The sequence below is a fragment of the Brevundimonas sp. genome (assembly GCF_041919755.1).
Lineage (GTDB): Bacteria > Pseudomonadota > Alphaproteobacteria > Caulobacterales > Caulobacteraceae > Brevundimonas.
In genome coordinates this window covers 43,315-63,476 of record NZ_JAYRTD010000008.1, presented here as the reverse complement: position 1 = coordinate 63,476, position 20,162 = coordinate 43,315, and the positions used below count along the sequence as shown (strand labels likewise).

19 protein-coding genes and 1 pseudogene are annotated in these 20,162 nt (G+C 66.5%); 10 read left to right on the top strand and 10 right to left on the bottom strand.

The features are described from left to right. The first annotated feature begins 138 nt into the window (after positions 1-138). On the top strand, positions 139-1,209 hold the full coding sequence (gene hppD, locus ACE3TH_RS11010) for a 4-hydroxyphenylpyruvate dioxygenase (protein ID WP_017504227.1): 1,071 nt from the start codon (positions 139-141) through the stop codon (positions 1,207-1,209). A 41-nt stretch (positions 1,210-1,250) separates the two neighbouring features. Here the strand turns inward: hppD and cueR are convergent, their stop codons facing one another. Then, positions 1,251-1,703 (bottom strand): Cu(I)-responsive transcriptional regulator, encoded by a 453-nt coding sequence (gene cueR / locus ACE3TH_RS11005; protein ID WP_017504228.1) that lies wholly within the window; start codon positions 1,701-1,703, stop codon positions 1,251-1,253. Positions 1,704-1,718: 15 nt separating this feature from the next. Then, entirely contained in the window at positions 1,719-4,223 is a 2,505-nt protein-coding gene (locus tag ACE3TH_RS11000) for a heavy metal translocating P-type ATPase (protein WP_038293496.1), read from the bottom strand. Positions 4,224-4,382: 159 nt separating this feature from the next. On the opposite strand from ACE3TH_RS11000, the gene ACE3TH_RS10995 reads away from it, so the two are divergent. Together ACE3TH_RS10995 and ACE3TH_RS10990 are read left to right on the top strand one after the other, a co-directional pair. Then, complete coding sequence (locus ACE3TH_RS10995) at positions 4,383-4,577, top strand: heavy-metal-associated domain-containing protein (RefSeq protein WP_017504230.1); 195 nt, start codon at positions 4,383-4,385, stop codon at positions 4,575-4,577. Positions 4,578-4,588: 11 nt separating this feature from the next. Beyond that, entirely contained in the window at positions 4,589-4,999 is a 411-nt protein-coding gene (locus ACE3TH_RS10990) for a DUF305 domain-containing protein (RefSeq protein WP_017504231.1), read from the top strand. Positions 5,000-5,129: 130 nt separating this feature from the next. Here the strand turns inward: ACE3TH_RS10990 and ACE3TH_RS10985 are convergent, their stop codons facing one another. Both ACE3TH_RS10985 and ACE3TH_RS10980 read right to left on the bottom strand, forming a co-directional pair. Next, positions 5,130-5,459 (bottom strand): helix-turn-helix transcriptional regulator, encoded by a 330-nt coding sequence (locus ACE3TH_RS10985; RefSeq protein WP_017504232.1) that lies wholly within the window; start codon positions 5,457-5,459, stop codon positions 5,130-5,132. Between the two features lie 140 nt (positions 5,460-5,599). Beyond that, on the bottom strand, positions 5,600-6,790 hold the full coding sequence (locus tag ACE3TH_RS10980) for an MFS transporter (RefSeq protein ID WP_017504233.1): 1,191 nt from the start codon (positions 6,788-6,790) through the stop codon (positions 5,600-5,602). Positions 6,791-6,869: 79 nt separating this feature from the next. Here ACE3TH_RS10980 and ACE3TH_RS10975 point away from each other — a divergent pair, with 79 nt between their 5' ends. From ACE3TH_RS10975 to ACE3TH_RS10965, 3 genes are all read left to right on the top strand, one after another. Then, the gene (locus ACE3TH_RS10975; protein ID WP_017504234.1) at positions 6,870-7,145 is read left to right on the top strand and encodes a metal-sensitive transcriptional regulator; all 276 of its coding nucleotides are present in this window, start codon (positions 6,870-6,872) and stop codon (positions 7,143-7,145) included. A 61-nt stretch (positions 7,146-7,206) separates the two neighbouring features. Further along, on the top strand, positions 7,207-7,923 hold the full coding sequence (locus tag ACE3TH_RS10970; RefSeq protein WP_266100422.1) for a glutaredoxin family protein: 717 nt from the start codon (positions 7,207-7,209) through the stop codon (positions 7,921-7,923). Positions 7,924-7,942: 19 nt separating this feature from the next. Continuing rightward, positions 7,943-8,446, top strand: a complete 504-nt coding sequence (locus ACE3TH_RS10965; protein ID WP_017504236.1) for a DUF305 domain-containing protein — start codon at positions 7,943-7,945, stop codon at positions 8,444-8,446. Between the two features lie 66 nt (positions 8,447-8,512). Here the strand turns inward: ACE3TH_RS10965 and ACE3TH_RS10960 are convergent, their stop codons facing one another. Together ACE3TH_RS10960 and kdsA are read right to left on the bottom strand one after the other, a co-directional pair. Then, on the bottom strand, positions 8,513-9,541 hold the full coding sequence (locus ACE3TH_RS10960) for a cation diffusion facilitator family transporter (protein ID WP_026108280.1): 1,029 nt from the start codon (positions 9,539-9,541) through the stop codon (positions 8,513-8,515). Between the two features lie 99 nt (positions 9,542-9,640). Then, positions 9,641-10,489, bottom strand: coding sequence for a 3-deoxy-8-phosphooctulonate synthase (gene kdsA / locus ACE3TH_RS10955; protein WP_017504238.1), 849 nt, complete (start codon positions 10,487-10,489; stop codon positions 9,641-9,643). A 225-nt stretch (positions 10,490-10,714) separates the two neighbouring features. On the opposite strand from kdsA, the gene ACE3TH_RS10950 reads away from it, so the two are divergent. Continuing rightward, positions 10,715-11,500, top strand: a complete 786-nt coding sequence (locus ACE3TH_RS10950) for a PaaX family transcriptional regulator C-terminal domain-containing protein (RefSeq protein WP_017504239.1) — start codon at positions 10,715-10,717, stop codon at positions 11,498-11,500. A 52-nt stretch (positions 11,501-11,552) separates the two neighbouring features. Here the strand turns inward: ACE3TH_RS10950 and ACE3TH_RS10945 are convergent, their stop codons facing one another. The 4 genes from ACE3TH_RS10945 to ACE3TH_RS10930 form a co-directional block, all read right to left on the bottom strand. Next, positions 11,553-12,893, bottom strand: a complete 1,341-nt coding sequence (locus ACE3TH_RS10945; RefSeq protein WP_081600453.1) for an MFS transporter — start codon at positions 12,891-12,893, stop codon at positions 11,553-11,555. Between the two features lie 131 nt (positions 12,894-13,024). Continuing rightward, positions 13,025-13,942, bottom strand: coding sequence for a cation diffusion facilitator family transporter (locus ACE3TH_RS10940; RefSeq protein ID WP_017504242.1), 918 nt, complete (start codon positions 13,940-13,942; stop codon positions 13,025-13,027). 99 nt (positions 13,943-14,041) lie between these two features. After that, positions 14,042-15,424 carry an aldehyde dehydrogenase family protein gene (locus ACE3TH_RS10935; RefSeq protein ID WP_017504243.1) on the bottom strand — a complete coding sequence of 461 codons (1,383 nt, stop codon included), beginning with the start codon at positions 15,422-15,424 and terminating at the stop codon, positions 14,042-14,044. Positions 15,425-15,441: 17 nt separating this feature from the next. Continuing rightward, positions 15,442-17,094 (bottom strand): acetolactate synthase large subunit, encoded by a 1,653-nt coding sequence (locus ACE3TH_RS10930; protein WP_017504244.1) that lies wholly within the window; start codon positions 17,092-17,094, stop codon positions 15,442-15,444. A gap of 199 nt (positions 17,095-17,293) precedes the next feature. Here ACE3TH_RS10930 and ACE3TH_RS10925 point away from each other — a divergent pair, with 199 nt between their 5' ends. From ACE3TH_RS10925 to ACE3TH_RS10915, 3 genes and pseudogenes are all read left to right on the top strand, one after another. Next, positions 17,294-17,494 (top strand): heavy-metal-associated domain-containing protein, encoded by a 201-nt coding sequence (locus tag ACE3TH_RS10925; RefSeq protein ID WP_026108281.1) that lies wholly within the window; start codon positions 17,294-17,296, stop codon positions 17,492-17,494. A gap of 132 nt (positions 17,495-17,626) precedes the next feature. Beyond that, on the top strand, positions 17,627-19,351 hold the full coding sequence (gene poxB / locus ACE3TH_RS10920; protein WP_017504246.1) for a ubiquinone-dependent pyruvate dehydrogenase: 1,725 nt from the start codon (positions 17,627-17,629) through the stop codon (positions 19,349-19,351). Between the two features lie 162 nt (positions 19,352-19,513). Continuing rightward, positions 19,514-20,158: pseudogene (locus ACE3TH_RS10915) on the top strand (PepSY domain-containing protein); the annotation flags it as partial. Between the last annotated feature and the right edge of the window lie 4 nt (positions 20,159-20,162).

The following is a 20,162-nucleotide window of genomic DNA, read 5'->3' as shown; positions in this document are numbered from 1 at the left end:
CTTTGAAAGGCGATCCTCGCTTGTCCGGTCTACAATGACCACGATGGCGCACCCTCCCCGCGAGCTCTGGCCTCACCTCCCCCGCTCGCCTGCGCCATCTGTCACAGGCGCGCCGTCAAGAAGACCGGAGACACCCTCATGAGCATCACCCCCGAAAACCCCATTGGTCTGGACGGCTTCGAGTTCGTGGAATTCACCAGTCCCGATCCCGAGGCGATGGCCGCCCTGATCGAACGCCTCGGCTTTGTGGCCACACATCGTCATCCGACGAAAGCGGTGGTTCGCTACAAGCAGGGCCGCACCAATCTGCTCGTCAACAGCGAAGCGACCGGACAGGCGGCTGCGTTCCGGGCGCTGCACGGACCTTCAGCCAGCGGCATGGCCTTCCGGGTGGCCGACGCTCGCCAGGCCTATGATCTGGCCCTGTCGCGCGGTGCGCGCGCCGCCGACGCCGCCGCAGGCGCGCTCGGCGCTGACGCCATGGTGCTGGAAGGCATCGGCGGCTCCTACCTCTATCTCGTCGACCGCCACGGTGCGGCCGGGTCGCTGTACGACGACTGGACCGAGATCGACGGGTGGCGCGAGGCCGAGGCCGCAAACAGCGTCGGCCTCGACATTCTGGATCACCTCACCCACAACGTCCGTCGGGGCCAGATGCGGACCTGGTCCGGCTTCTACAACCAAATCTTCGGCTTCGAGGAGCAGAAGTATTTCAACATCAAGGGCCAGGCCACCAGCCTGATCTCCCAGGCGATGATCGCGCCGGACAAGGCGATTCGCATCCCCCTCAACGAGAGCGAGGACGACCAGTCCCAGATCGAGGAGTTCATCCGCGAGTATAACGGCGAGGGCATCCAGCACCTGGCCATGACCACGGACAACATCTACGAGACCGTGGAGGCCCTGCGCGCCCGTGGCGTGCGGCTTCAGGACACCATCGAGACCTACTACGAGCTGGTCGACAAGCGGGTGCCAGGCCATGGCGAGGATCTGGAGCGGCTCAAGGCGAACCGCATTCTGATCGACGGGAACATCGGCGAGGAAGGCATCCTGCTGCAGATCTTCACCGAGAACCTGTTCGGACCGATCTTCTTCGAGATCATCCAGCGCAAGGGCAACGAGGGCTTTGGCAACGGCAATTTCCAGGCCCTGTTCGAATCGATCGAACTCGACCAGATTCGGCGCGGCGTCATCAAGGTCGAGGGCTGACCCGGCACGGGGCGGATGAACCTCATCCGCCCCGCCATCGGTCAGACGCGCGACTTCAGATGACCGACCCCGCCGGCCGGCCGGACGCCGGCCGGCGGCGCTTCCGAGGTTTCTTCCAGATCCGCCAGGATCGGACAGTCGGGGCGATCGTCACCCGCGCAGCAGGCGATCAGCGTTTGCAGGGTGTCCGACATCTGCCTGAGGCTGGCGATCCGCGTATTCAGCTCCGCGATGTGCGCGCTGGCGATGCGTTTGACGTCGGCGCTCTGACGCGACCGGTCGTTCCACAGGCTCAGCAGGTCCTGAATCTCAGCGACGGAAAACCCGAGGTCGCGGGCGCGTCGGATGAACCGGAACCGGTGTACGTCCGCGTCCGAGTAGTCGCGATAGCCGGACTCCTTCCGGTCCGCCGCCGGGATGAGGCCGGTCTGCTCATAGTAGCGGATCATCTTGGCGGACACGCCGGAGGCCCTGGCGGCCTGACCGATGTTCATACGGGTCTCTCCTGTTCACCCCAGCCGCGCCGCGACGTCGACATCGACGCCCTGCGGCGGCCTGAAGCCGCGCAGACGCAACGCATTGCCAAGCACGAAGACGCTGGACATGGCCATGGCCCCCGCCGCGAACACCGGCGACAACAGCACACCCCACACCGGATACAACGCTCCGGCGGCGACGGGAATGAGGGCCGCATTATAGGCGAAGGCCCAGAACAGGTTCTGCCGGATGTTTCCGATGGTGGCGCGGGACAGGGCGATGGCCGTCGCCACCCCTTTCAGACTGCCGGACATCAGCACCACGTCCGCCGCCTCGATGGCGATGTCCGTGCCGGTGCCGACCGCCAGGCCCACATCCGATTCCGCCAGCGCCGGGGCGTCATTGATGCCGTCGCCGACGAAGGCGACCCGGCCATGCTCGTCCTTGAGACGGCGCACCGCCTCGACCTTGCCGTCGGGCAACACCTCGGCCACCACTTCGTCAATGCCCAACTGGCGGGCGATGGCGGCCGCGGTGCGGCGGTTGTCGCCGGTGATCATCGCCACCTTCAGGCCCAGTCCGTGCAGGGCGGCGATGGCCGCCGGGGTGCTGGCCTTGATCGGGTCGGCCACGGCGATGATCGCCGCCAGACGTCCGCCGATGGCGGCGTAGAGCGGGCTCTTGCCCTCATCGCCCATGCGGCCCGCCGTATCGGCGAAGACGCCCACGTCCAGTCCCAGTTCGCCCATGTAGCGGTCCGAACCGATCTGCACGGCCTCGCCGTCCACCGTCGCGGTCACGCCACGTCCGGTGACGGACTCAAAGGCGGAAACCAGCGGCAGCGTCAGACCCTCGGCCTCGGCGGCCTCGACGATGGCGCGGGCGATGGGGTGTTCGGACTTGGCCTCGACCGCCGCCACCAGAGCCAGAACGCGGGCGCGCTCCATGCCGGGTTCGATCTGCAGGTCCGTCAGGGCGGGACGACCTTCCGTCAGGGTGCCGGTCTTGTCGACGGCCACGACCTTGGCGTCCTTGAGCAGTTGCAGCGCCTCGCCCTTGCGGAACAGCACGCCCAGTTCGGCGCCGCGACCGGTGCCGACCATGATCGAGGTCGGCGTCGCCAGACCCATGGCGCACGGGCAGGCGATGATCAGCACAGCCACCGCATTGACCAGGGCGAAGGTGAGCGCAGGCGACGGGCCGAACACCAGCCAGACCAGGAAGGTCAGGGCCGCAACCGCCATGACCGCCGGCACGAACCACATCGTCACCTTGTCGACCAGCGCCTGGATCGGCAGCTTGGAGCCCTGGGCCTGTTCGACCATGCGAATGATCTGGGACAGCATGGTGCCGTCGCCGACCGCCGTGGCGCGGAACACAAGGGCGCCCTTCTGATTGACGGTGCCGCCCACCAGAGCCGCGCCCGAAGCCTTGGCCACAGGGACCGGCTCGCCGGTGATCATGGATTCATCGACATAGCTTTCGCCCTCGACGACCTCGCCATCGACCGGAACGCGCTCGCCGGGACGGACCTCGACCAGATCGCCAGCCGCCACCTCGGCGATGGCGATTTCAACCATCACGCCGTCGCGGCGCACGCGCGCGGTCTTGGCCTGAAGCCCGACCAGACGCTTGATGGCCTCGGAGGTGCGGCCCTTGGCCTGGGCCTCAAGGAAGCGCCCCAGCAGGACCAGGGTGACGATGACGGCGGCCGCCTCGTAATAGACATTGACCGTTCCCGCCGGCAGCAGCGCCGGGGCGAAGGTCGCCACCAGGGAATAGGCATAGGCCGCCAGGGTCCCCACCGCCACCAGGGAGTTCATGTCCGGCGCTAGGCGGCGCAGAGCCGGCAGCCCCTTCTCGTAGAAGCGGATCCCCGGCACGGCCAGGACCACGGTGGTCAGCACGAACTGCAAGTACCAGTTGGCCTGCATGCCGATGGTCTGCGCGATCAGCGCATGGACGCCGGGAATGAGGTGCGAGCCCATTTCCAGGAGAAAGACCGGCAGGGTCAGTGCGGCCGCGATGATCAGGTCGCGCTTTAGCGCGGCGCGTTCGATGTCCTTGCGCTCGTCGGCCTCGCCACCCGCCTCGGCCGGTGCGGCGGCATGCGCCGTGTAGCCGGCGCCGGCCACCGCTGCGATCAGGGCGCCGAGCTCGGCGAAGCCTTCGACGGTGGCGCGTTCGGTCGCCAGGTTCACACTGGCGCTCACGACACCGGGCGTCGCCCTGAGCGCCTTTTCGACCCGCCCGACGCAGGAGGCGCAGGTCATGCCTTCGATGGCCAACTCGATGCCAGCGGTCCGTACGGCGTAACCGGCCGAGGCGACTGCCTGGACCATATCCGCCATCTCGATGGGACCGCCGGCCTGAATGTCGGCCCGCTCGGTGGCCAGGTTGACGCTGACCGCGGCCACGCCGGGGACCTTGCTGATGGCGCGTTCAACGCGACCGACGCAGGAAGCGCAGGTCATGCCCTCAATAGGAAGACTCAAGGGAGAGCCGACGCTTTTCGTCGGCGCATAGGGAGCATTCATCGCGCGATCCTCACACGGGTGACCAGAGTTGTCGGTGAAGATGAAGTTTCCCATCGTTGGAAGGTCAAGTCCGAAAAAAATCTCGACCCTGCCCTTGACCTTCCAACGATGGGAAGGGGCATCTCTTGGCTCACAAGCGGAAACGAAAGGAGTTTTCCCATGCAGTTCCACGTCGAAAACATGACTTGCGGCTCGTGCGTGAAGCACATCACCCAGGCCATCGCCACGGTGGATCCGGACGCCCGGCTCGAGGCCGACACGGTGTCGCGCACCATCTCGGTGACCACCGTTGCCGACGCCGACGCCATCCAGAAGGCCCTTGCGGACGACGGTTACACCGCCCGGCCGATCTGAGCTCGTCCAACATGCAAGTGAAGGCGCTCACCCTCATCTTCATCGCCGGCGCCGCCCTGGCCGCCGGCGGTCTCGCCTATGCCCAATCCCAGATCGTCAAAGGAGATCCGGAACCCGCCATGACCCAGAACAGCCACGCCAATCACCCCGCCTCCGCCCCTTCCGGCAATCCCGCGGTGCGCGCCTATCAGGACGCCAACGACCGGATGCATGCTGACATGACCATCGAATTCAGCGGCGACGCCGACGTCGACTTCATGAAGGGTATGATCCCGCACCATCAGGGAGCCATCGACATGGCCCGCGTTGTGCTGGAACATGGTCAGGATCCCGAAGTTCGCCGCCTCGCCGAAGCTGTGATCACCGCCCAGGAGGCGGAGATCGCCATGATGAAATCCTGGCTCGACGCCCGGAGCCGGTAAGGCCGCTCGTTCGCCGCCCGCCCCTTCCCCCCGACGTGGCGGCGGAGATGGCGTCATCGGAACGGAACCCTCGAGGGCGCCATGTCAGGCGCACCAGTCCCTGGTGCGCCTGACGCCTTTTCGGGCGACGTCAGGCCTCCGCATCCTCATTGATGTGGTGGAGCATGTCGATCAGCACATGGCTGACATGATGATCGGCCACCTCATAGAAGACCTGCCGCGAGGCCCGGTCTCCCCGGACCAGACGCGCCCCGCGCAAAAGCCTGAGGTGGTGGCTGACCAGGGTCTGTGACAGCTCCAGACCGTCGGCGATCTCCTTGACCGGCCTGGGGCCGTCCAGACAGAACATGAGGATGCGCAGGCGGGTCGGATCGCCGAGCAGGCGAAAAGTCTCCGCCAGAGCCGACAGCTGGCGTGTGTCAAGCGCCGGCACTTTTTCGTCGTCGGCCCTGTCCGACATAAGTTCGCCCCCTGTTTCACTCAACACATGACGATGTGTTCATATGTGCAGACAGGGTGAAACACCGCGCCCCTCCGATCAAGAGGCCACACCCTCCTCGCCCTGTCGCTGAGGCGCGACCGACTTGTCGAGGTAAACCGTCAGTGGACCGTCGTCGGCGGCCGCCGGGCCGCCTGCCAAAGCAGGGGCGCGAGGATCAGGGCGACAGGCGGGAACAGGAGCCAGTTGATCGCTTGCCAGCCGGCGGTGTTGAGTATCGCGCCGGCCATGAAGGAGACGACGGCGGTGGCGCCGAAGACGAAGAAGTCATTTGCGCCTTGGGCCTTGCTCCGCTCCTCGACCGAATGACAGTCCGTCACCATGGCCGTGGCGCCGATGAAGCTGAAATTCCACCCAAGACCCATGATCATCAGCGACAGCCAGAAGTTTTCCACCGCCACGCCCGACAGGGCAACCACCGCCGCAACCGCGATGAGAACCATGCCGACCGCCGCGACGCGTTCCTTTCCGAACCGCGCCATCAGGCGGCCGGTGAAGAAGCTTGGCGCGAACATGGCGAGCAGATGCCACTGGATGGCCAGAGCCGCGCTGTTCACCGAATGGCCGATGTTAACCATCGCCACCGGAGCGGCGGTCATGACGAAGGCCATCAGGCCGTAGGAGACCACGCCCGTCGCTACCGCCAGCATGAAACGCGGCGCTCGGAGAATCTGTCCCAGCGAGCGGCCGCCGCTGGGACCGGCCTGACCGATCGCCGGCGGCGAGCGCAGCAGCAGCAACACCGGGATGACCAGAAGAGCCAGGGCCGCCTGGCTGATGAAGCTGCCGACATACGGCGTGCCAGGCACAGTGTCCCGGGTCCAGATGACCAGTTGGGGGCCGACAACAGCGGCGACCAGGCCGCCGACCATTACCCAGGAGATCGCCTGGGCCTTCAGATCCCCGTCCGCCCCATCGGCGGCTGCGAATCGATAGCTCTGGACGTAGGCGCCGTAGAGGCCGGCCGTGAAGGCTCCGAGACAAAAGATCCAGAAGGACGCGGTGAAGATTCCGAAGGCTGCGACGAGACCTGAAGCCACGCCAAACAGGGCGCCCAGAAGATAGCCGTTGCGGCGGCCGTGACGTCGCATGACGAAGGCTGCGGGCGGCGCGCCGAGGGCGAGCCCCACGCCGAACAGACTGACGGGAAAAGTAACCCAGGCAGGATCCGCAGCCAGTTGCTGGCCCACCAGGCCGCCCAGGGACATCACGATCGGGGGACTGGCGCCGCCCAACGCCTGGGCTGCGGTCAGCACGGCGATGTTGCGGCGAGCGATCGGCTGATCAGTCATCGTGACCTTCGGGATAAGAGACGCAAGACGGGAACAAATTCGCGCTGTGCACGATACCTAGCCGGGGTATGGTAGACACATGCAGGCCAGAGACGTCAAATCGATCCGCACCGCGCTGAACCGGATTTCCGGGCAGGTTCGCGGAGTCAGCCAGATGGTCGAGGACGGCCGCTATTGCATCGACATCCTTCATCAGGTTCACGCCGCCCGCGCGGCCCTGGCTCGGGTCGAGACCCAGATCCTGAAATCTCACGCCGCGTCCTGCGTCGAGGAGGCGATCGCGTCTGGCGACGCCGCTCAGCAGCGCGAGAAATTCACTGAACTGGCGGAGCTGTTCGCCAAGGCGAAACTCTAGAAACCGGAGGAAACCCGTCGTGACGTCCCCAGCCAAACGCGCTCAAATCTACCGAATGGTCATGCCCGGCCACACCTGCCCCTATGGCCTGAAGGCGCTGCACCTGCTGAAGAGCCGGGGCTATACGGTGGAGGACCATCACCTCGCCTCGCGCGAGCAGACCGACGCCTTCAAGGCCGAACATGGCGTCCAGACAACGCCCCAGACCTTTATCGACGGCAAGCGCATCGGCGGTTTCGATGACCTGCGCCGCTTCTTCGGCATGCGCGTGCGCGACAAGGATGAAGTCACCTATACGCCGGTCATCGCCCTGTTCGCCATGGCCGCGCTGATGGCCATGGCCGCCGGCTGGGCGGCCTATGGCGAACTGATCTCGGTGCGGGTCGTGGAATGGTTCATCGCCATCGCCATGTGCCTTCTGGCGCTGCAGAAGCTGAAGGACGTTGACGCCTTCGCCACCATGTTCCTGAACTACGACCTTCTGGCCAAGCGGTGGGTGCCGTACGGAACCGTCTACCCCTATGCCGAAGGCCTGGCGGGTCTTCTGATGCTGGCCGGCGCCCTGATGTGGGTCTCGGTCCCGGTCGCCCTGTTCATCGGCGGCGTGGGCGCGGCCTCGGTGTTCAAGGCCGTCTATATCGACAAGCGCGAACTGAAGTGCGCCTGCGTCGGCGGCGACAGCAAGGTGCCGCTGGGCTTCGTCTCGTTGTCAGAGAATCTGATGATGGTCGGCATGGCGATCTGGATGCTGGTCAAGCCGATGGGCATGGGCCACTAGACCGGAAGGATCGTCAGTCATGTCCCACACCGATCACGGCGGACCTGCTGCGGCGGTCGGCAGGGCGTCCGGATCGCACGGCCGTCCCTATCTGATGTTCTGGATCAACATGGCTCTCGGCCTGGTGGTCATGTACGTCGTCATGTTCTCCATGATCGACGGCTGGATCGACTTCCGGAACAACCTGAATATGGTCTATATGGCGGTCACCATGTGGGCACCGATGGGGATCTTCATGCTGGCCACTATGCCGGGCATGTATCCGAACCGGCGGCTGAACCTGGCGATGTACATCCTGTTCGTGCTCCTGACCGCAGGCTCCTTCTGGGCCACGCGAACCCAGACGCTCATCGACGACCGCCAGTTCGTGGAATCAATGATCCCACATCACTCCGGCGCCATCCTGATGTGCCGCGAGGCGGACCTGTCCGATCCGGAACTGGTGACGCTGTGCGGCGAGATCGTTCAGGCCCAGCGTCGCGAGATCGACCAGATGAGCCGGATCGCGGACCGGCTGCGCTAGCGCCTCCCGGGGAGCGGACCGGCACCCGACCGTCCGGCGCCGGAAAGCCGGCGCCGGACATCGTGATCAGTGGGCGTGCGCACGCCCCGGCGCATGGTCATGATCGTGGTCGTGGCCAGAATGATCATGCCCCCCTTCGTCGTGCGCGTGATCGTTCGCCGGTGCGGCGGCCGACAGGCTGCACACCGCGGAACCGTCGTTCCAGTCCACGGCGACGGTCGGATGCTCGATGCTGAACCTCGACTTCAGCTCGCGCTCGACGGCGCCGACCACCGTCCGTGCCTGACCGTCCGAGACAGGGCGGACGTGGAGTGTGGCCAGGGTCCGCCCCGAGGTGATCTGCCAGACGTGGATATGGCTGACCTCGGCCAGTCCCGCGACCGTTTCCTTGAGGTGGGCCGTGACCATGTCCGGCGCGGCGTTGTCCGGCGCGCCCTCGAGCAGGATGTGAAGCGACTTGCCCAGCAGCTTCCAGGCGCTGCGCAGGATCAGGAGGGAAACCAGGACCGAAAGGATCGGATCGATCGGGGTCCAGCCCGTCAGATAGATGATGATGGCCGCACCGACCGCGCCGACCGAACCCAGAAGGTCGCCCATCACATGCAGGGCGGCGCCCTTGATGTTCACATGTTCGGTGTCGCCGCGGGTCAGAATCCAGAAGACGAGGATGTTGATCAGCAGTCCGGCCACGGCCACCCAGAACATCGGCCCGGCCAGGACGGCGTGAGGCTGCTGGAACCGCTCCCAGGCCTCGTAGAGAATCCAGCCGACGATCGCGAACAGGGTCACGGCGTTGATGAAGCCGGCGATGACCTCGAAGCGGAGGTAGCCAAACGTCCGCCGGGAGTCCGCCATGCGCCGTCCGAACCGGAACGCCAGATAGGCGAGCGCCAGGGCGATGGCGTCGGTGAGCATATGGCCCGCATCCGCCAGCAGGGCGAGCGAGCCCGACATCAGGCCGCCGACCACCTCGACGACCATGAAGGTGAAGATCAGGCTGAAGGAGAGCAGGACCTTGCGTTCATTGTCCCGCGTCACCGTGGGTGCGTGGGAATGGTCATGGTCATGGGAGTGGTCGTGATGGGAATGAGACATGGAGCGGCGCCCGCTGGAGAACAGATAACATATGAATACGTATTCATATGTTATCTGTCAACCGCTCGGGGGCGCCCTCGCAGGCCGGCTTGCATCTCGTCATCCGCCCAGATCGACCGGCGCGAAGCTCTTCACCAGATCATCTACCGCCTTCACCTGCTCGAGCATGACGGCCAGTCTGTCCAGCGGCAGGGCGCTGGGCCCGTCGCACAGCGCCTGATCCGGGTCCGGGTGGGCTTCCAGAAACAGCCCGGCCAGGCCCAGGGCGAGGCCTGAACGGGCGAGCTCCAGCACCTGTCCGCGCCGCCCTCCCGATCGGGCGGCGCCGGGATCGCGCGTCTGCAGGGCATGGGTGGCGTCAAACACGATCGGCGCGCCGTCGCTCACGGTCTTCATCACACCGAAACCGAGCATATCCACGACGAGATTGTCATAGCCGAAGGAACTGCCTCGCTCGCACAGGATGACATCCGGGGCCCCGAAGTCTTTGAACTTCTCGACCACATGGGCGATCTGGTGCGGGCTCATGAACTGGGGTTTCTTCACGTTGATGGCCCGGCCGGTGCTCGCCAGCGCCGCGATCAGATCCGTCTGGCGCGCGAGGAAGGCCGGGAGCTGGAGAATGTCGCAGACCTCGGCGACGGCAGCCGCCTGCTCCGGCCAATGAACGTCCGTCAGCACCGGGACGTCGAACGCGCGGCGAACCTCCTCGAGGATGCGCAGGCCCGCGTCCAGGCCGGGTCCGCGATAGGACCGGTTCGACGACCGGTTGGCCTTGTCGAACGATCCCTTGAAGACAAACGGCATGCCCAGCCGCCCGGTCTCCGTCTTCATCGCCTCAGCGACGGTCATCGCCAGGTCCCGGCTCTCCAGCACGTTCACGCCGCCGATCAGCACCATCGGCCGGTTGTTGGAGAAGGAGGCCTGTCCCACCTGAACCGTCTTCATTCTCGTCTCCATGGCATCGCCGTCGTCCCGCAGGATCGGCTGTTGAGATTGGATGCAGTCGCCAACTGCGAAGGGCGCGCCCGCTACCGGACCGTCGACCGCCGTCCGGGCTCGACGCGGGCTTGCGGCGCCGGGCCTCGAGACGCAAGATCACCCGCCAACATGGCGACGGGAAGGGCCCGCCGGATCCGGCCGGCCCAGACGCCTGTCAGGAGACGTGCATCCGTGCATTCGCGAGACATCGTCACGGCGGTTCTGGATCCGCTGGAGGCCCTCGGCGGGGGACTGAAGCTGGCGCAGTTCATCGCCCTGCTCGGCCTGTTCGACATCAACCCGGACGCTGTGCGGGCGACCCTGTCGCGTATGCGGCGCGAGGGGCTCCTGCATACGGAAAAGATCGGACGCGAGGTCGAGTATACGTTGACCGACGAGATGCGGCGTCGGCTGAAGGCCGAACGGGATCGCAGCCTTACAGCGCCTTCAGCGGCCTGGTCGGGCGACTGGACCACGGTACTCTACCAGATTCCCGAAAGCGACCGATCCCGGCGCGAAAAGCTCAAGCGGCGCCTCATCGATCGCGGGTTCGGCCAACTTAACCCGACGACCTGGATCAGCCCCCGTGACGAGCGCGACACTCTCCGCTGCGACCTGTGCTGCGATGGCGATCTCTCGGTGGTCATCCTCACCAGCCGGACGGGAAGCCTCGAGCGTGACCGCGACCTCGTGACGAGGGCCTGGGATCTCGATGAAATCGCCGGGCACTATCGGGGCTTCACGACGGAGTGGAGCCCCGTTCTCACCGGGCGTCTCGCGTCCCCGAGCGAAGCCTTTCGCCTGCGCACCCTGCTCATGAGCGACTGGTTCCACCTGCCCCGCCATGACCCTCGCCTTCCCCTGCCCCTGCAGCCGCGGGGCTGGGCGGGTCAGGACGCCTTCGCCCTGTTTCAGCGTCTCGCCGGCGTCCTGGAAAAGCCCGCGCTATCCTATCTGGCTGGCCTTCGCGCATCCTAAGGACCGGCGCACCGCGGACGCCCGCCGAAGCGGACGTCCGCATGGCATCCCGTCAGGCGCGCAACCGGGGCACGCTCATGACCATGATCACCCCGAGGACGGCCGGAACGACCCAGACCGCGAAGTTGACGAAGTCCGAGAGGCCCGCGCCGATGAGCGCGCCGCCCAGGACGATGGCGACCGCAGCCCCCGTGCGGCCGACCGCCAGGATCGTGCCCAGGGCCGTGCCGCGCATGGCGTCGGGGTAGGAGGTCGCGATGAACCCGTTCAACAGGATTTGCGCGCCGATCGAACCGAAGCCGACGAGGGCCACCAGCGGATACATCACGGCCAGGGCGTGTCCGTCGCCCGACAGGAAGCCAAGCGCCATGACGAACAGCGCCGCGCCGGCCATGGCGAAGGCAGCCGAGACCACGCGCCTGGCCCCAAACCGGTCCGCCAGGGGCGAAGCGACCAGCGAACCGATCACGGCGCCGGCGTTCACAGTGAGCAGGAAGCTCAGCGACGACGTCAGGGAATAGCCCGCCAGGGTCAGCAGTTTGGGCATCCAGGTGTTGAGGCCATAGATCAGTATCTGTCCGGCGATCGCGGCCAGCAGGAAGACAGCGGTGACGACAGCCCAGCGGCCCGAGAAGATCGCCAGCAGCGGATTGCGCGGTTTGACCCCATTCCTTGTCGGGGACGCCGCGCCCGGCACCGCCTGCGGCTCCAGTCCGTAGGCCTCCACGATGCGGTCGGCGTCCTCGACCCGGCCGCGGGCGCGCAGATAGGCCGGCGATTCGGGCAGATAGAGCATCAGCAACGGCACGATGGTGACCAGGGGCAGGCCGCCGATCGACAGCATGCCGCGGAAGCCGAAGGCGTCCACGAAGCCGATGGCCAGCAGCGCCGCCAGAATCCCGCCGAACGAGTAGCCGGAGAACATCAGGGCGTTGTTGAAATTCTTGCGACCCGCCCGCGAGAACTCGACTGTGGTCGCCACGGCGGTCGGGATGACGCCGCCCAGGCCGATGCCCGACAGGAAGCGGAACAGGCCGAACAGTTCGGGGGTCGGCGCGGCGGCTGTCGCGAGCATCAGGATGGAGAAAAAGGCCACGGCGCCGATCAGCACCCTGCGCCGCCCGACCAGATCCGTGAGATACCCCACCATCAGCGAACCCAGCGCCATGCCGAGCAGCGCCAGGCTATTCATCGCACCGGTTTCGGCGGTCGTCAGTCCCCATTTCTCGTAGGCGAGGATGGAGTCGACGATCGTCCCGTAGACCACCAGGTCATAACCATCGAACACCAGGGCCAGGAAGGCCAGGGCGATGACCAGCCCCACGGATTTCTTCTTGATCGGCGGGCCAGACCTCCCTGTCGGGGCGCCGGGACTCAGGGAAGACAGGCTCATGACGTTCGATCCATTTCTATGACATAGAATGCGCGTATCACGCTTTATTTGTCACAAGATTGGATGCCGCCTGCAGGTTTCAAGGAGGTCGACGAGAAAAATCGAAACGGCGATCAGGACCGCACAGGCGGTCAGATCGGTCCGGCGCGACGCAGAGCCCCCGGCGCATCGACCTGGACAGTGACGTGGTCGATGGCATGGCGCGTTTTCAGCCATGCCGCCACCAGGGCCGGCAGGACCAGCGGGTCCGTTCCTGGCGCAGGGGTGACATGGACGGTGGCCACGACGGTTTCGTCGGTCAGGGTCCAGGCATGGAAATGGCCGGCCTCCTCGATTTCCGGCAGGGTCGCCAGATCCGCCTCGGCCTGCCGCGCGTCGAGCCCGCGCGGCACGGCCTGGAGCAGGACGCGCAGCGACTCCTTCACCAGCGACCAGGCCGAGCGCACGACCAGCAACGCGACCAGCACCGACAGAAGGGGGTCCAGCAGGGTCCAGCCGGTCAGCATGATGCCGATCGCCGCCGCGATCGCCCCGACAGATCCAAGCAGGTCGCCGACCACGTGCAGGAAGGCTCCGCGCAGGTTGCTGTCACCCTTGCGACCGCGCGACAGGATCCAGGCGCCGATCAGATTTACGGCCAGACCAATGGTCGCCACGATCAGCATGGGTCCGGCCAGAACCTCGACCGGCTGGTTGATCCGGTTGATCGCCTCCCAGATGATCCAGGCCACAAGGAGCAGCAGGGACGCGCCGTTGGCCAGCGCCGCCAGCACGCGCACTCGGTGATAACCATAGGTCCGAACGCCGTCGACGGGGCGGCGCGCCACCCGGTAGGCGATCAGGGCCAGCAGAAGGGCGGCGGCGTCCGACACCATGTGACCGGAATCCGCGATCAGGGCGAGAGAGCCGGACATCCACCCGCCGATGGCCTGGACCGCGGCATAGCCGGCCGTGAAGATCAGCACGAAGCGGATACGCCGCTCGTTATCCCCCGTCACCACCTCGCCGTGGTCGTGCCCGTCGCTCTCATCATGCTGCGTCGACGCCATTCTCGTGTCCGATCTATCTGGATGCGGGCGCGCCCGCATCGACAATCCTTCCGGCCTCATCCGTCAAGGCCGCCCTCGCCCGCAACGCCCGTCAGGGTCTCAGCCCCGGCGGAGCACGACCATCTTCTCCTGCGTCATGTCCCGCAGGGTGTAGCCGATCCCGCCCGTCCCGTAGCCGGAGGTCCGCCTCCCCGCGAACGGCATCCAGTCGGTCCGGAATGTCGTCGGATCGTTGACCATGACCGCCGAGGCGTCCAGCCGATCCGCCGCCCGCAGCGCCACATCGATGTCTCCCGCGAAGACACTGGCCTGGAAGGCCGTCGGCAGGGCGTTGGCGCGGGCGATCGCATCATCGAGGTTCTGGTAGCGGTAAAGGGCCAGCACAGGTCCGAACACCTCCTCGCGCGAGATCCGGGCCTCGGCGGGCGGGTCGAGCAGCACCGTGGGCTCCAGGATCGTCGACGACAGACGACCTCCGCCGATGGCCAGACGGGCGCCGCCTGCGACCGCCTCCCCGATCCAGGCCTCTACCCTGTCAGCCTCACGCCCCCGGATCAGCGGGCCGACCTCAGTGTCCTCCCGGGTCGGATCGCCCGTGCGCAAAGCCGCCACACGAGCGACCAGCCGCTCCGTCACGACATCGAAGACCGCATCATGCACATAGAGCCGCTGGGTCGACACGCAGACCTGTCCGGCATGATAGAAGGCGCCTTTCACGACAGGCTCGATCAGGGCGTCCAGATCCGCGCTGCGATCGACGATGGCCGGCGCCGCGCCACCGTGTTCCAGCGCGGAACGCACGCCGGGCGCCAAGCGTGAATGCAGATACCATCCCACGCGGGCCGAGCCGATGAAGCTGAGAAAGGCGATGCGCGGGTCGGTGGCGAGCCTTTCGGCAAGCGCGGTGTCCGCTGTGATCAGGGTCTGGCACCAGGCCTCCGGCAGGCCCGCCTCCCGGACGAGGGCGACAAGGTCCAGGCAGGACAGGGGCGTCGCCTCGGCCGGTTTCACGATGACCGGACAGCCTGCGGCGATGGCGGGAACGATCTGGTGAACGATGAGGTTCAGGGGATGGTTGAAGGCCGAGATCGCGGCCACGACCCCGATCGGCTCCCGGGTCGTGAAGGCCCAGCGGCCGTCCGATGCGGGCGACAGGCCCATGGGGATCTCGCGACCGGAGAAGGTCCTGAGCTCGTCGGCGGCGTTGCGGACCCCGTCGATGGCGCGGACGGCCTCGATCCGGGCATCGGCCAGCGGCTTTCCGCCCTCGCGCGCGATCTGCATCGCGAAATGCTCCCGCCGCCCCTCCATCAGCTCGGCCAGTCGCCGAAGGACGGCCACCCGCTCATGCGGTTTCAGCCACCGGTCCCGGTTCGCGAAGAGATCACGCGCGGTCCGCAACTTTCGCTCCAGCGCCGCCGCGTCGTCGGTCTCGATCCCGGCGATGGGGGTCTGGTCGTAGGGTTGTACGATTTGCAGCATGACGTTCTCTGGCACGCTCAGGACAGGTCGATCGCCGACGCCCGGGTCTTCAACTCGTCGACCAGCACCCGGGTGTTCTCGGAGTAGTCGATGGCGCAGTCCACCAGGTGAACGCCGCCGCCGGCGAACGCAGCCTCGAGCACAGGGCCAAGATCCGCCGCCGCCGTCACGCGGGAGCCCCTGGCGCCGTAGGCCTCGGCGTAGCGCACGAAGTCCGGATTTCCGAAGGTCATGCCGAAATCCGGAAACTGATCAACCGCCTGCTTCCAGCGGATCATGCCATAGGCCCCGTCGTTGAGGACCAGGACGACGAGATTGAGGCCCAGGCGGACGGCCGTCTCCATCTCCTGGGAGTTCATCATGAACCCGCCGTCGCCGCACACCGCCATGACCCGCCGGTCGGGATGCAACATCGCCGCCATCATCGCCGATGGCAGACCCGCCCCCATGGTCGCCAGCGCATTGTCGAGCAGGAGGGTGTTGGCCACATGGGTGCGATAGTTCCGGGCGAACCAGATCTTGTACATGCCGTTGTCCAGACAGACGATCCCGTCTTCCGGCATGACAGCGCGGACATCGCGCACCAGGCGCTGTGGCGTGACCGGGAAACGATCCTCGTCCGCCCGGTCGGCGATCCTCGACAGGATCGTCTGACGCATCTCCAGCATATGCGACTGCCGCCCCAGACGTCTCGACAGCCGACGCGCCAGCCCCGAGGCCGTCGCCCCGATATCGCCGATGACCTCCGCGTCCGGATGGTAGACCTGTTCCACGGTCGCCGACTGGACGCCGATGTGCAGCACCTTCGGTCCACCGGCGTCACGCATGAGGAAGGGCGGCTTCTCCACCGTGTCGTGTCCGATGGCGATGATCAGATCGGCCTGGGCGGCCGCCTCGTGCACGTAGTCGCCCTCCGACAGGGCCGCCGTGCCCATGTAGAGGTTGGACCCGCCATCGACGGCGCCCTTGCCCATCTGGGTGTTGAAGAACGGGAGCCCGGTTTCACGGATGAAGGCGGACAGGGGCTCGACCAGACGCGGGCGGTTGCCGCCCGCCCCGACCATGACCAGCGGACGCTGCGCCGCCAGAACCATCTCGGCGGCGCGGTCCAGGGCCGCTTCGGTCGCGACGGGCCGATCCAGGGGATGGACGGGAATCGGCGCGACGTCGGCCGTTTCGGCGGCCACGTCCTCGGGAAGCTCCAGATGGACCGGGCCGGGTCGCTCTTCCATGGCCACGCGGAAGGCGTCGCGGACCACGGCCGGAATGCTCGCGGCGCTGAGGATCTGCCGGGTCATCTTGGTCAGGGGACGCATGGAGGCGATCACGTCCACGATCTGGAAGCGCGCCTGTTTCGCCGTCATGATCGCCTTCTGGCCGGTGATCATGATCATCGGCATGGCGCCCAGGTGGGCGTAGGCGGCGCCGGTCGAGAAATTCAGGGCGCCCGGCCCGAGGGTCGCCAGACACACTCCGGGCTTGCCGGTCAACCGACCGTAGGTGGCGGCCATGAAGGCGGCGGCCTGCTCATGCCGTGTCAGCACCAGTTCGATCTTCGAGTTCCGCAGCGACTCGACCAGGTCGAGATTCTCTTCGCCAGGCACACCGAAGATGCGTTCGACGCCCTCGTTCTCGAGTGCGCGGACCAGAATGTCGGACCCTTTGGGCATCGAAGCCTCCCTTCAGTGAGCGGATGGACCGATCCTGGCGCCGCGCCCAGGAACGCCTCGGCGGACCCGTCCTCCGCAGGCAGGATGGCCCTTCCAACAGTGGCAAGGTCAAGTCCGGAATTATCACTCCTGCGGCGGCTTGACCTTGCCACTGTTGGAAGCCGGATCGTGGCTTTCCTGCAAACCCAAGGAGATCGCCATGATCCATCTCAGCATTCCGAAAATGGCCTGCGGAGGCTGCGCCAGCGGCGTCACGAAAGCCATCCTGGCCCTGGACCCCGAAGCCCGCGTGGACACCTCCACCGAGCGGCGCGAGGTCACGGTCGACACCGTTTCTGACGAAGCCCAGGTCCAGGCCGCGCTCGCCGAAGCCGGCTACCCTTCCACACCTGTCGCCTGAGCCGGATCGGGCAGGATCTCCTCCGCAAGTGAAGAGATCCCGCCTTCCGGGAGGCGGCGTAAGCCCCCCGTCCGATCCGGTCGCGGGATCGTCACAAGGTTTGGCCAGGATCGCCAGCCAGAGGAGTTCGAAATGACCGGAACCGTCGCCGACCTGATCGCCGAAACCCTCGCCGACGCGGGCGTGACCCGCATATGGGGCGTGACCGGCGACAGTCTGAACGGACTGAATGACAGCCTCCGCCGCATGGGCCGGATCGACTGGATGTCGGTGCGCCATGAGGAAACCGCCGCCTTCGCCGCAGGAGCGGAAGCGGCGATCACCGGGGAACTGGCCGTCTGCGCCGGCAGTTGCGGCCCTGGAAACCTGCACCTGATCAACGGCCTGTTCGATTGCAAACGCAACCATGTGCCGGTGCTCGCCATCGCCGCCCACATTCCTTCCTCCGAGATCGGCCTGAATTATTTTCAGGAGACCCATCCCCAGGAGCTGTTCCGGGAGTGCGCGGATTTCGTCGAACTGATTTCGAATCCGGCCCAGCTTCCCGAAATGCTTCACCGCGCCCTGAACGTGGCGATCGGACAGAAGGGCGTCGCCGTTCTCGTGCTGCCGGGCGATGTGGCGCTGGCCCCCTCGCCGGTATCCGCGACGCCCCGCTATACGGCCCCTCGCCCGCCCCGGATCCTACCCCCCGAGGACGAGATGGATCGCCTGGCCGCCCTGCTGGACGAAGGCCAGGCCGTCACCATTCTGGCAGGCAGCGGCTGCGCCGGTCATCATGACGCCCTGGTCGAACTGGCCGATCGGCTGAAAGCGCCGATCGTCCACGCCTTGCGCGGCAAGGAGCACGTCGAATGGGACAACCCCTTCGACGTGGGCATGACCGGTCTGATCGGCTTCTCGTCCGGCTATCACGCCCTGATGTCCAGCGACACCGTCCTGATGCTCGGCTCCGATTTCCCGTATCGCGCCTTCTATCCGAAGGAGGCGCGAATCCTTCAGGTTGATCGCGATCCGGGCGCCCTGGGCCGGCGAGCGCCCCTCACACTGGGTCTCGTCGGCGACGTCGGCGAGACGCTCACGGCGCTCCTGCCCCGGCTGAAGGCGAGACCTGACCGCGACTTCCTCGACCGGGCCCTGAAGCACTACGCCTCTGCGCGTCAGGCGCTCGACGACCTTGCGACCCCGTCCGCCCGGGGACGCCCGATCCATCCCCAGTATCTGACCCGCCGCATCGACGAGATCGCCGCCGGCGACGCCATCTTCACCGCCGATGTCGGCACCCCGACCGTCTGGGCGGCGCGCTATCTGACCATGAATGGACAGCGACGCCTGCTCGGCTCCTTCAACCATGGCTCCATGGCCAACGCCATGCTTCAGGGTATCGGCGCCCAGGCGGCGGCGCCCGGACGTCAGGTGGTCTCCCTGTCCGGAGACGGCGGCTTCACCATGATGATGGGGGATTTCATCACCCTGTCCCAGCTGGACCTGCCGGTAAAGGTGGTCATCTACAACAACAGTTCCCTGGGCTTCGTGGCCATGGAGATGAAGGCCGGCGGCTATCTGGACACCGGCACCGATCTGGAGAACCCGGACTTCGCCGCCATGGCTCGCGCCATGGGGGTGAAGGGCGTGCGTGTAGAGGCGTCGGACGACGTCGATGCCGCGCTCAGGGAAGCCTTCGCCCACCCCGGCCCGGCGCTGGTCGATGTGGTGACGGCCAGGCAGGAACTGGTGATGCCGCCGAAAATCCAGCTCGAACAGGCCAAGGGCTTCAGCCTCTACATGCTCAAGGCGATCATCAACGGCCGCGGCGACGAGGTGGTCGAACTGGCCCGCACAAACCTTCGTCGCTAGGCTCCGCCTGATCATCCTGGCCGGCGGCGGGTCCGCGGGTTGCCGCCGCCCTGCTCCACGCTAGAGTGAGGCGCGGCGCCGTCCTGAGACCGCGTCTCCAAAAGGGGAATCGATCTTGCTCGGCGACACCTGCACGACGACGGCCTTCGCCGTTCCCACCGAATGAAACTGCTGCGTCTTTCCACCCAGCTTCACAAATGGATCGCGCTCCTGGTAGGACTGCAGATCCTGTTCTGGGTCGGCGGCGGTCTGGTCATGACCGCTATTCCGATCGAGACCGTCCGCGGCGAGCACAGGGTCCGGACCGCACCGCCCCAGGCGCTGGACCTGACCCGTGTGCGGGCGCTTGATGAGATCGTCGCCGAGCGCAGGCTGACACCGACGCGAGCCGAACTGAAGTCGACCCCCCGCGGTCAGGCCTGGGTGCTGACGCTTCCCGCAGGCGCGCCGGTCATTCTGGAGGCTCGCACGGGCCGACCCTTCGCGCCGCTGGAGGCGGACGAAGCCCGCCGACTGGCGGCGACGCTCTATCGCGGCGAGGCCAGGGCCGGCGCCGCCAGACGTCTGGACGACGCCAGCGCCGAGACCGGCCGAGAAGGTCCGCTTTGGCGGGTCGAGTTCGAAGACCGCGAAAGAACCCGCTTCTATGTCTCGCCAGACACCGGAGAGGTTGTCACGCGCCGGTCCGGAATCTGGCGGCTCTACGACTTCTTCTGGCGCCTGCACATCCTGGATTTCAAGACGGGCGAGAACTTCAATCACCCGCTGCTCATCGTCGCCAGCGGCCTCTCTCTCGTAGTGGTTCTGTCCG

Bases quoted from the DNA above. Each gene is read 5' to 3' on its own strand.
- ACE3TH_RS10985 (WP_017504232.1), bottom strand. From the start codon at position 5,459: ATGTCGGACAGGGCCGACGACGAAAAAGTGCCGGCGCTTGACACACGC.
- cueR (WP_017504228.1), bottom strand. From the start codon at position 1,703: ATGAACATCGGTCAGGCCGCCAGGGCCTCCGGCGTGTCCGCCAAGATG.
- ACE3TH_RS10945 (WP_081600453.1), bottom strand. From the start codon at position 12,893: ATGAGCCTGTCTTCCCTGAGTCCCGGCGCCCCGACAGGGAGGTCTGGC.
- ACE3TH_RS10965 (WP_017504236.1), top strand. From the start codon at position 7,943: ATGTCCCACACCGATCACGGCGGACCTGCTGCGGCGGTCGGCAGGGCG.
- ACE3TH_RS10930 (WP_017504244.1), bottom strand. From the start codon at position 17,094: ATGCCCAAAGGGTCCGACATTCTGGTCCGCGCACTCGAGAACGAGGGC.
- kdsA (WP_017504238.1), bottom strand. From the start codon at position 10,489: ATGAAGACGGTTCAGGTGGGACAGGCCTCCTTCTCCAACAACCGGCCG.
- ACE3TH_RS11000 (WP_038293496.1), bottom strand. From the start codon at position 4,223: ATGAATGCTCCCTATGCGCCGACGAAAAGCGTCGGCTCTCCCTTGAGT.
- poxB (WP_017504246.1), top strand. From the start codon at position 17,627: ATGACCGGAACCGTCGCCGACCTGATCGCCGAAACCCTCGCCGACGCG.
- ACE3TH_RS10935 (WP_017504243.1), bottom strand. From the start codon at position 15,424: ATGCTGCAAATCGTACAACCCTACGACCAGACCCCCATCGCCGGGATC.
- ACE3TH_RS10960 (WP_026108280.1), bottom strand. From the start codon at position 9,541: ATGTCTCATTCCCATCACGACCACTCCCATGACCATGACCATTCCCAC.
- ACE3TH_RS10970 (WP_266100422.1), top strand. From the start codon at position 7,207: ATGCCCGGCCACACCTGCCCCTATGGCCTGAAGGCGCTGCACCTGCTG.
- hppD (WP_017504227.1), top strand. From the start codon at position 139: ATGAGCATCACCCCCGAAAACCCCATTGGTCTGGACGGCTTCGAGTTC.
- ACE3TH_RS10980 (WP_017504233.1), bottom strand. From the start codon at position 6,790: ATGACTGATCAGCCGATCGCTCGCCGCAACATCGCCGTGCTGACCGCA.
- ACE3TH_RS10990 (WP_017504231.1), top strand. From the start codon at position 4,589: ATGCAAGTGAAGGCGCTCACCCTCATCTTCATCGCCGGCGCCGCCCTG.
- ACE3TH_RS10940 (WP_017504242.1), bottom strand. From the start codon at position 13,942: ATGGCGTCGACGCAGCATGATGAGAGCGACGGGCACGACCACGGCGAG.
- ACE3TH_RS10975 (WP_017504234.1), top strand. From the start codon at position 6,870: ATGCAGGCCAGAGACGTCAAATCGATCCGCACCGCGCTGAACCGGATT.
- ACE3TH_RS10995 (WP_017504230.1), top strand. From the start codon at position 4,383: ATGCAGTTCCACGTCGAAAACATGACTTGCGGCTCGTGCGTGAAGCAC.
- ACE3TH_RS10925 (WP_026108281.1), top strand. From the start codon at position 17,294: ATGATCCATCTCAGCATTCCGAAAATGGCCTGCGGAGGCTGCGCCAGC.